This is a genomic window from Terrisporobacter muris (genome assembly GCF_024621905.1).
Taxonomy (GTDB): Bacteria; Bacillota; Clostridia; order Peptostreptococcales; family Peptostreptococcaceae; genus Terrisporobacter; species Terrisporobacter muris.
On the sequence record NZ_JANKBY010000100.1, the window covers coordinates 1 to 11,211 of the forward strand.

8 protein-coding genes and 1 pseudogene are annotated in these 11,211 nt (G+C 31.2%); 1 reads left to right on the top strand and 8 read right to left on the bottom strand.

The genetic code is table 11. The features are described from left to right. Positions 1–268: 268 nt before the first annotated feature. The 8 genes from NSA58_RS09530 to purE are packed head-to-tail and all read right to left on the bottom strand — an operon-like array spanning position 269 to position 11,094. Entirely contained in the window at positions 269–4,057 is a 3,789-nt protein-coding gene (locus NSA58_RS09530; protein ID WP_074429970.1) for a phosphoribosylformylglycinamidine synthase, read from the bottom strand. 27 nt (positions 4,058–4,084) lie between these two features. After that, positions 4,085–5,335 (bottom strand): phosphoribosylamine--glycine ligase, encoded by a 1,251-nt coding sequence (gene purD / locus NSA58_RS09535; RefSeq protein WP_074429969.1) that lies wholly within the window; start codon positions 5,333–5,335, stop codon positions 4,085–4,087. Between the two features lie 12 nt (positions 5,336–5,347). After that, positions 5,348–6,880: a bifunctional phosphoribosylaminoimidazolecarboxamide formyltransferase/IMP cyclohydrolase gene (gene purH / locus NSA58_RS09540; protein WP_139045111.1), complete on the bottom strand. Its 1,533-nt coding sequence runs from the start codon at positions 6,878–6,880 to the stop codon at positions 5,348–5,350. Then, complete coding sequence (purN, locus tag NSA58_RS09545) at positions 6,873–7,466, bottom strand: phosphoribosylglycinamide formyltransferase (protein ID WP_039681363.1); 594 nt, start codon at positions 7,464–7,466, stop codon at positions 6,873–6,875. The genes purH and purN overlap by 8 nt, the downstream gene beginning before the upstream one ends. Next, positions 7,460–8,536, bottom strand: a complete 1,077-nt coding sequence (purM, locus tag NSA58_RS09550; protein ID WP_039681364.1) for a phosphoribosylformylglycinamidine cyclo-ligase — start codon at positions 8,534–8,536, stop codon at positions 7,460–7,462. Before purM ends, purN begins: the two co-directional genes overlap by 7 nt. Then, a complete protein-coding gene (gene purF, locus NSA58_RS09555; RefSeq protein ID WP_039681365.1) occupies positions 8,530–9,900 on the bottom strand; it encodes an amidophosphoribosyltransferase in 1,371 nt (456 codons plus the stop codon). The genes purM and purF overlap by 7 nt, the downstream gene beginning before the upstream one ends. A gap of 16 nt (positions 9,901–9,916) precedes the next feature. Further along, on the bottom strand, positions 9,917–10,612 hold the full coding sequence (gene purC / locus NSA58_RS09560; protein ID WP_039681366.1) for a phosphoribosylaminoimidazolesuccinocarboxamide synthase: 696 nt from the start codon (positions 10,610–10,612) through the stop codon (positions 9,917–9,919). Between the two features lie 5 nt (positions 10,613–10,617). Further along, a complete protein-coding gene (purE, locus tag NSA58_RS09565; RefSeq protein WP_257560414.1) occupies positions 10,618–11,094 on the bottom strand; it encodes a 5-(carboxyamino)imidazole ribonucleotide mutase in 477 nt (158 codons plus the stop codon). Between purE and NSA58_RS09570 the strand changes: the two are divergent. Beyond that, positions 11,086–11,211, top strand: a pseudogene (locus NSA58_RS09570) (pyrroline-5-carboxylate reductase dimerization domain-containing protein); the annotation flags it as partial. The gene purE and the pseudogene NSA58_RS09570 overlap by 9 nt on opposite strands.

The window sequence follows — 11,211 nt, forward strand, 5'->3', positions numbered from 1 at the left end:
AAATAATATTCCTTTTTATATAATATACCAAACAAGCTAATGCGACATTCAATAGAATTAGCTTGTTTTCAATATTTATTTAAATAAACATAATTTCATTCTGACTTCTACTTGATTTTAAATCGGCTATCTGCCTTAAATTTCTTACGCCCTGGATTTCCTTCTACTCTCCAAATTTGCTTACGTTTTAAGTCGTACAATACAGACCAGACAGTATCTAAAACAAAATAGGAAGTTAACTAAATAGCTAACTCCCTATTTTTATATCCTATTTAAAATAGTTTACTCCAGATTCAAATATTTTTTGATCCTTTTCACCTATTATATTTTTCATTACATGCTCACCAATTCTCTCAGAGTGTCCCATCTTACCAAATACCCTACCATCAGCACTAGTTATACCTTCAACTGCAAAGTATGAACCATTTGGATTGTATTCTATATCGTAAGTTGCTTCTCCATTTAAGTCAACATATTGAGTTGCTATTTGACCATTTTCAAGTAATTGCTTGAATACTTCTTCATTAGCAACGAATTTACCTTCTCCATGAGATACTGCTACGTTGTGTATATCTCCTACTTCTGTTCCTGCTAGCCAAGGTGATTTATTAGAAGATATTCTAGTTCTTACAACTTTAGCTTGGTGACGACCTATGTTATTGTAAGTTAATGTAGGAGCATCTACTGAAGTTTCTCTTATTTCTCCATAAGGTACAAGTCCTAACTTGATTAATGCTTGGAATCCATTACAAACACCTAACATTAAGCCATCTTGCTTAGTTAAAAATTCCTTTAAAGCTTCTGCTATTTTAGGATTTCTAAATACAGTTGCTATAAATTTACCTGATCCATCTGGCTCATCACCAGCACTGAATCCTCCTGGCAACATTATTATTTGAGAAGTTTTTATTTCATTTACTATAGTTTCTATAGACTCTTCTATATCTTTGTAAGTTAAGTTCTTAAATACTTTTACACTAGCTTTAGCTCCTGCTCTTTCGAAAGCTCTTGCTGAATCGTACTCACAGTTTGTACCAGGGAATGCTGGTATAAAAACTTTTGGAGTAGCTATTGAAGAAGCAGATTTTACTCTTTCACCAGTTGTTACAAAACTTATAGTTTCTATTTTATCTTTTATTTCTTTAGCTTTTGTTGGAAATATTGGTTCTAAAGTACTTTCGAAAGTTTTATATAATTCATTTAAAGATATTCTTTCATCTTTAACTAATATACTTGGTCCTTCTAAAGTTTTTCCTACTACTTTGTAGTTATATCCATCTAATAAAGCTAAATCTTCTTCATTTACTTCTATTAACATGTTTCCATAAGCAGCATTAAATAAACTTTCAGAGCATACTTCTTCATCTACTTTGAAACCTATTCTATTACCAAATGACATTTTAGCTATAGCTTCACCTAATCCACCATAACCTAAAGCATAAGATGCTAAAACTTTTTTATCTTGAATTAAAGTTCTTACTTTATCTAAATTTCTTTTTAACTCATCAAAGTCTAATACATCATTTTCTAATTTGTTAGTTATTATTTCAACAACTGTTGAATTAGCTTTCTTAAATTCAGGAGATACTACATAATCAGCATCTACTGTATCAACTGCAAATGAAACTAATGTTGGAGGTACATCTATATTTTTAAAAGTACCTGACATACTGTCTTTTCCACCTATTGCAGGTATTTCTAGTTTATTTTGAACATAATATGCTCCAAGTAATGCAGCAAATGGTTTACCCCATCTAGTAGCATCTTTTCCTAGTTTTTCGAAATACTCCTGTAGAGTAAGTCTAGTTGTTTGATAGTTACCACCTATTGCAACTAATTTACAAATCGACTCTACTACTGCATATAATGCACCGTGGAATGGACTCCATTTTCCTATTTTAGGATTATATCCAAATGTCATTATAGTCGAAGTAGTTGTTTCTCCGCCAAGTACTGGTATCTTAGCAACCATGCCTTGAGAAGGAGTTGCTTGATATTTACCACCAAAAGGCATTAATACAGTGTTTCCACCTATTGTATTATCAAACTTTTCAACCAAACCTTTTTGTGAGCATATATTTAAATCTGCTAAAGCTTTTTCAAATTTTTGTTTCATAGAGTTTGATTCACATGAAACATTATCTTTTGTAAAGAATGTTTCTTCTTCATTTACTTTATTAACATAAATATCAGTTGTTTGTTTTATTCCATTTGTATCTAAGAATTCTCTTTTTAAATTAACTATTGTTTGATCTTTCCAAGTCATTCTTAAGTATCCAGTATCAGTTACTGTTGCAACATGAGTTGCTTCTAAGTTTTCTTCACCAGCTAATGCTATGAACTTTTCTTTGTTTGCTGGATCTATAGCCACTGCCATTCTTTCTTGTGATTCAGATATAGCAAGTTCTGTTCCATCTAAGCCATCGTATTTTTTAGGAACTAAATCTAAGTTTATATCTAAACTGTCAGCTATTTCTCCTATGGCAACACTTACTCCACCTGCTCCAAAGTCGTTACATCTTTTTATCATTTGTGCAACTTCTTTATTTCTAAAGAATCTTTGGATTTTTCTTTCATTAGGAGCATCACCTTTTTGAACTTCTGCTGAACAAGTTTTTATTGATTCTTCACTATGTTCTTTTGATGAACCAGTAGCTCCTCCACAACCATCTCTTCCTGTTTTTCCACCAAGAAGAACGATTATATCTCCAGCCTCTGGTCTAACTCTTACTACGTTTTCTTTTGGTGCTGCAGCTATTACTGCTCCAACTTCCATTCTTTTTGCTACGAAGTCTTCATCATAAACTTCAGCAACTTGACCAGTAGTTAAACCTATTTGGTTACCATAAGAACAGTATCCATTAGCCGCTTCTGTAGTTATTTTCTTTTGCATTAACTTACCTGGTAATGTATCTTCTAAAGATGTTCTAGGGTCTGCACTACCTGTAACACGCATTGCTTGATATACGTAACTTCTTCCTGAAAGTGGATCTCTTATAGCCCCACCTAAACAAGTAGCAGCTCCACCAAATGGCTCTATTTCAGTTGGATGGTTATGAGTTTCATTTTTGAACATTACCAAGTATTTTTCAATTTTTCCATCAACATTAACATCAACATTTATAGAACAAGCATTTATTTCTTCACTTTCATCTAAATCTTCTAACTTGCCTTCTTTTCTTAATTGTTTCATAGCTATAGTCGCTATATCCATTAAACAAATATCTTTGTCTCTATCAACATAAACTTTGCTTCTTGATTGTAAATACATATCATAAGCTTCTTTTATTATGTCATTATATTTACCATCTTCTATTTTAACATCTTCTATCTTAGTCATGAAAGTAGTGTGTCTACAGTGATCTGACCAATAAGTATCAAGAACCTTTATTTCTGTTATAGTAGGATTTCTTCTTTCTTCGTTTTTAAAGTAGTTTTGAATATGTTGTAAATCAGCTAAAGTCATAGCCAATCCTTGCTCATTTAAAAATTCTTCTAATTCTTCTGTTGAATAATCCACAAAACCATCTAAAATTTCCACAGCTGTTGGTACTTCAACTTCCATTGCTAAAGTGTTTGGTATTGATAATTCAGCTTCTCTACTATCAACTGGGTTTATGCAGTATGCTTTTATTCTTTCGAAATCTGCATCACTTATATTTCCACTTAATATATATACTTTAGCTGTACTTATGTTAGGTCTTTTCCCATCATTAACTATTTGTATACATTGAGCTGCCCAGTCACCTCTTTGATCGTATTGACCTGGTAAGTACTCTATAGCAAATACTCTATCATTTTCATTTATATCTTCTACTTTCCCATAAGAAACTATGTCTAAGTTAGTTTCTGAGAATATAGTTTTTGCTGCGTTTTCAAAAACTTCTTCACTTAAATCTTCCACATCATATCTATTTAAAACTCTTATATTTTCTATTGTATCTATGTGTAAACTTTCTACTAAATCTCTTTTTAAGCTTTGAGCTTCTAAGTCAAACCCTTGTCTTTTCTCAACTAAAACTCTTCTTACAGTACTTTGTAAAGCTATAGTATTCATTAAAATATTCCTCCAAATTTCGAAAATTTATTTCCATATATCTTTTCTATAATGCATTCCTTCAAAGTTTATTTTTTTAATATTATCATAAACTTTATCAGATGCTTCTTTAACGGAACTTCCCTTTGCAGTTATCCCTATTACTCTTCCACCATTTGTAACTATGTCTTCTCCGTTAAACTTAGTTCCGCTGTGGAAAACAACTATATCTGAATCTAAATTTTCAAGCCCTGTTATTACTTTCCCTTTTTCATAAGCTTCAGGATATCCTCCTGAAGTAAGCATTACACATATTGCTTCTTCTTTTGAGTAATTTATTTCTATATTTTTAAGATTGTTATCTATGATTGCTGTCATTATTTTGCTTAAATCAGTATTTAGTCTAAATAATACTGACTGAGTTTCTGGGTCCCCAAATCTTACATTGTATTCTAAAACTTTAGGTCCTTCTTCAGTTATCATAAGACCAACGAATATAATTCCCTTGTACTCTAAATTATCTTTTTTAAATCCTTCTAAAGTTTTATCTAAGATTTTTTCTTGGATTTCTTTAGCTAGTTCATCTGTATATATTTCACTTGGAGAGAATGTTCCCATTCCTCCAGTATTTAATCCAGTTTCTCCTTCAAACACTTTCTTGTGGTCTTTTGCACTTACCATAGGAACTATAGTATTATTGTCTACAAAGGCAAGAATCGAAGTTTCCACACCAGTTAAAAATTCTTCTATTACTATTTTATCTCCAGCATGACCAAACTTATGATCAGCCATCATTTCCTTTAAAGTTTCTATTGCGTCTTCTCTATTTTCCGGAATAACAACACCTTTACCAGCTGCTAATCCATCTGCTTTTATAACTACTGGATATCCAAACTCATCTATTTCAGCTATTGCTTTATATAAATCTGTATATTCCTTATATTTTGCAGTAGGAAGATTATGTCTTATCATAAAATCTTTAGAGAAAGCCTTACTTCCTTCTAACTGAGCACATTTTTTATTTGGTCCAAATACTTTTAAGTTCTCTTTTTCAAACTCATCTACAATTCCTGCAACTAGAGGTACTTCTGGTCCTACTATAGTTAAATCTATTTCATTTTCTTTAGCAAATTGTAATAAAGCTTCTATATCACTATCTCCAATACTTACACATTCTGCCACATTAGAAATCCCAGCATTACCTGGTGCACAGTATATTTTTTCAACGTCAGCTTCATTACTCAATTTCCAACAAATAGCGTGTTCTCTTCCGCCACCACCAACAACTAAAATATTCATTATCTATACCTCCTAGTGTTTAAAGTGTCTTATTCCAGTACACACCATTGTCATTCCAAATTCATTACATGCATCTATAGATTTTTTGTCATTTATAGATCCACCAGGCTGAACTACTGCTTTTATGCCAACTTTATGAGCAAGAGTTACACAATCTTCAAATGGGAAGAAAGCATCTGAAGCCAGTACTGCACCTTCAAAGTTTTTATCTTGGTTGTTTTCGATTGCATTTTTTAATGCCCATATTCTTGATGTTTGACCACACCCTAGAGCTAAAGTTTCTCCGTCTTTTACTATAGCTATCGCATTTGATTTCATATTTTTAACTACTTTCATTCCAAATTCCATGTCAGCTAATTGTTCCTTAGTTGGTTCAACAGTTGTAACTGTTTCATATTTTTCTGCTAAAGTAGTATTTTTATCTTGGATTAATAATTTTCCATCTAAGTATTTCATATCGTAAGGTTGTAAACTGTCTTCTATCTTAGCCAACTTTAATACTCTTAAATTTTTCTTAGTTCTTAATACTTCTAAAGCTTCTTTTGTAAAGTCATAAGCTACAACTATTTCTAAGAATATTTCATTTAATTTTTTTGCAGTTTCAACATCTATAGTTGATGTTATTCCTAAAATCCCACCAAATATAGAAACTTTATCTGCTTCATAACATTTTGTATAAGCTTCGTAAGCATCTTTTCCAATACCTACGCCACATGGGTTAGTATGTTTAATTGCTACTGAAACTACTTCTTCACTATCTTTAAATTCTCTCATTAATTCTAAACAACCATGTAAATCATTTATATTATTGAAAGATAATTCTTTTCCGTTTAATTGTTCAAAGTTTAATATTGGGTTTTTAGCATTAGATTGGCTATATAAAACACCTGCTTGATGTGGATTTTCCCCATATCTTAATGTCTGTTCTTTTTGGAAAGTTAAGTTTAATATTTCTGGATATTCATCTCCAACTTCTCCTGCAAAGTAACTTGATATAAGAGCATCATATCTACCTGTTGTAGAGAATGCTTTGTAAGCTAAATTTTTTCTATCTTCTAAAGTTAAAGAATCATTTTGTAATTTTTCTATTATCATAGAGTAATCATCTACATCTACTATAACTGCCACATCTTTATAGTTTTTAGCAGCAGAGCGTATCATAGATGGTCCACCTATATCTATATTTTCAATAATTTCTTCATGAGATTTTCCTGCTTTTAAAGTTCCTTCAAAGTCATATAAATTTACAACAACTAAGTCTATTGGATTAATTTCATGTTCCTTTACAGTTGCCACATGATTTTCGTCATCTCTTTTATATAAAATCCCACCATGTATATATGGGTTTAAAGTTTTTACTCTTCCATCTAATATTTCAGGGAATTTAGTGACTTCATCTATTTGTATAGCTTTTACACCATTTTCTTTTAATATTTTAAAAGTATTACCTGTAGATATTACTTCATATCCTAATTTATTTAATTCTGTACAAAACTCAACTACTCCAGTTTTATCAGTTACACTTACTAATGCTCTCTTAATCATTTATATAAACCCTCCTACCTTGAACAGTTATCTTATTTTCACAAAACATACTTATACTTTTTGTAAGTATTTCATGTTCAACTTCAAGTACTCTTGCTGCTAATTTTTTTGCATCATCGTCTCGTTTTACTTCCACCGTTTTTTGCATAATTATCGGACCTGTGTCTGCTCCTTCATCAACAAAGTGAACTGTAGCTCCAGTTACTTTTGCCCCATAATCAATTACTCCTTGATGTACTTTCTCTCCATAATACCCTTTACCACAGAACGCAGGTATTAATGATGGATGAATATTTATTATTTTATTTCTATATGCATCTACTAATTTAGGACTGACTATTTTTAAATAGCCAGCCAGAATTACTAGTTCAACTTCATTTTCTTTTAAAATTTCAATTATTCTATCTTCTTCTTTTTCACAAATTGCTTTTATATTATTTTTTTTAGCCCTTTCAAGTCCATAAGCTTCTGCTTTATTTGAAATAACCACCTTCACTTCACCATTTATAGATTTATTTTTACATCCATCTATAATAGCTTGTAAATTAGTTCCTCCACCAGAAATTAAAACGCCTATTTTTACCATAGTTCTACACCTTCGTGATCATCTACTACTTCACCTATTATATAAGCTTTATCTTTCATTAATGTAGAGTATTTTTCATCAATTTCAACTTCATTTTGTAAATTATTATTATTGATATAATCAACAACACTTTGTGCTTCATCTTTATTTACTACTAAAACTATACCTACACCCATGTTGAAAGATTTATGAAGTTCTTTCTTATCAACCATATCAAGTTCTTCTATCATTTTAAATATAGGTGGCTTTTCCCAAGCATCAGTTTTTATGTTTAATCCAAGCCCTTCTGGTATAACTCTAGTTATATTTTCTATTACTCCACCACCAGTGATGTGAGCTATAGCTTTTATGTTTTGCTTTTGTAATAAATCTAAAACTAACTTAACATATATTTTTGTTGGAGTTAAAAGCGCTTCTCCTAAAGTCATTCCTAACTCATCTTTATAATCATTTAAGTCCCATTTTAAAGTATCTAAGAAAATTTTTCTTACAAAAGAGAATCCGTTACTATGTACTCCACTTGATGATATTCCTATTAATACATCTCCCTCTTTAACATCTTTTCCAGATACTATTTTGTCTTTATCTGCTATACCAACAGCAAACCCTGCTAAGTCATACTCATCTTCTGTGTACATTCCTGGCATTTCAGCTGTCTCTCCACCTATTAATGCACATCCAGACATCTTACATCCATCAGCAACACCTTTAACTATTTCATCTATATGCTCAGGAACTAACTTTCCTATTGCTATATAATCTAAAAATAATAATGGCTTAGCCCCTTGGCATATTAAATCGTTAACACTCATAGCAACTAAATCGATACCTACTGTATCATGTTTATCCATCATTTGAGCTAATTTAAGTTTTGTTCCAACACCGTCTGTTGCTGCAAGTAAAACTGGCTCTTTCATAGTTAAAAAGTCTTTTAAACTATATAATCCACTGAAGTTTCCTAAGTCACCTATTACGTTTTTATCATAAGTTCCTTTTATTTTATTTTTTATTAAGCTTACAGCTCTATTTCCTTCATCTATATTTACACCTGATTGTTCATAAGTTAGCATGATGTTATTTCCCCCTTGTCTATTTTCTTAACTGGATAATCTCCATCAAAACAAGCCTTACAGAAATTAAATGGCTCTTCAACTGCTTCTAGCATTCCTTCTATATCTAAAAATTTTAAAGAGTCACATCCTATGAACCCTCTCATTTCTTCCACGCTCATGTTTGATGCTATTAGTTTAGATCTATTTGGTGTATCTATTCCGTAATAACAAGAATATTTAACCGGAGGTGATGTTATTCTTAAATGTATTTCTTTTGCCCCAGCTTCTCTAAGTGATTTTACTAATAGTCTAGATGTTGTACCTCTAACTATAGAGTCATCCACTAAAACTATTGATTTACCTTTTATCATTCTAGATAAAGGATTAAGTTTTATCTTAACACCCAACTCTCTTTCTTCTTGAGTAGGTTTTATAAATGTTCTTCCCACATATCTATTTTTTACAAGTGCTTCTGCCACTTGAATATTACTAGCATTTGAATATCCTATTGCACCTGGCCATCCTGAATCAGGTACTGGAACTACCATATCAGCATTTATTTCATCATTCTGAGCTAATATTTCTCCTGACTTAACTCTAAATTCATAGGCATTTACATCATCTATAGTTGCATCATTTCTAGCAAAGTAAATGTGTTCAAATATGCAACTTTTCTTCATTGGCTTATAATTTTTACTGAAATTATACGATTTCAATTCTCCATCCTTAATTACTACTATTTCCCCTGGTTCTACATCTCTAATTACTTCTCCACCCAGGATATCTATAGCACAGTTTTCTGATGCTAAAATATATTGGTCATCTTTTTTTCCTAATATTAAAGGTCTAAATCCAAATGAATCTCTTACTCCAATTAATTCATCATCACTCATAATTACAAGTGAGTATGCTCCTTTTATATAATCCATTGTAAGTTTTAAACTTTCTACTATATTCCCCTTATAGTATCTAGCAAGTATATAAAGAATAACTTCTGTATCAGTATTACTTGTAAACATGTACCCATCTTCTTCAAGCATATCTTTTAATGTTTGAGCATTTACTAAGTTTCCATTATGAGCTAATGCAATTCTTCTTTTTCTTACACTTCCTACTAATGGTTGGCAGTTTGCAAAATTACTTCCTCCTGCTGTAGAATATCTAACATGAGCAATTCCCATATTTCCTTGTAATTTTTCCAATTTTTTAGGTGTAAAAACATCACCTACAAGGCCCATATCTTTGTAATAATTTATTTCTTCTCCATTTGATATTGCCATACCACAACTTTCTTGCCCCCTGTGTTGTATAGAATATAATGAGTAATATAACTGCTTTGATATATCTTTGTCTTTAGAGTAGATACCTACAACTCCGCACATATGAAATCCTCCTAAATTATTTATTTAACCTTGCTAAAACTTCTTCATAACCTTGAACTAAATCACCAAGATCTCTTCTAAATCTATCTTTATCTAATTTTTCATTAGTGTTTACATCCCAAAGTCTACAAGTATCAGGTGAGATTTCATCTGCTAATATTACTTTTCCATTTACATCTTTTCCAAACTCAAGTTTAAAATCAACTAATTTTAAATCCATTTTTAAGAAGAACTTCTTCATTATTTCATTTATTTTTAAAGTTTGACTTCTTAAAAAATCTATTTCTTCTCTAGTTGCTAATTTTAATGCAACTGCATGGTCATCATTTAATAGTGGGTCTCCGAATTCATCGTTTTTGTATGACATTTCGAATATAGGTGTGTCTAGTACTATACCTTCTTCTACTCCATATCTCTTGCAGAAAGAACCTGCTGTAATATTTCTTACTATTACTTCTAATGGTAGTATTTCAACCTTTTTAACAAGCATCTCTCTATCTGATAGGCTTTTTATGAAATGCGACTCAATTCCTTCTTTTGCTAATTCTTCAAACATAATAGTTGAAATTTTATTATTTAATATTCCCTTTGAAGCTATTTCTGCCCTTTTCTCTCCATTGAATGCTGTAGCATCATCTTTGTAGTAAACTACAAACTCATTCTCATTCTCTGTACTAAATATTTTTTTTGCTTTTCCTTCGTATAATAACATGTTAATTACCCCCTTAAATTTTCATCATCATTTAAAACTTTATCTGCCATTTCTTTTCTATATGCTTTTAAATCCTTTTTTAACTTAGGATATTTTATACTCATTATTTGCATTGCCATTAGTACTGCATTTAATCCAGAATCGATTGTAACAGTTGCTACTGGTATTCCACTTGGCATTTGTACCATTGATAAAAGTGAATCTAGCCCATCCATTGTAGAAGATTTTATTGGTAATCCTACTACTGGAATTAATGTATTTGCTGCAATTACTCCTGGTAGATGTGCAGCTTTTCCTGCCGCTGCTATTATTACATCAACTTCATTATCTATCTTTTGTATAAATTCCTCTAACTCCCTCGGTGTTCTATGAGCTGATAAAACACGAACAATTACTTCCACGTCGTATTTTTTTAAAAAGTTTATACCTTCTTCTAATTTAGGATAGTCTGATTTAGACCCCATAACTACTATGGAAAACATCCAGGTGAATTAAAAGATATGGTTTGTTCTCCAGGTGGAACTACTATAGAGGCAGTAAGAGTTTTAGAAGAAAAAGGATTTAGAAGTTCAATTATAGAATGTATGAAAGCTTGTGTA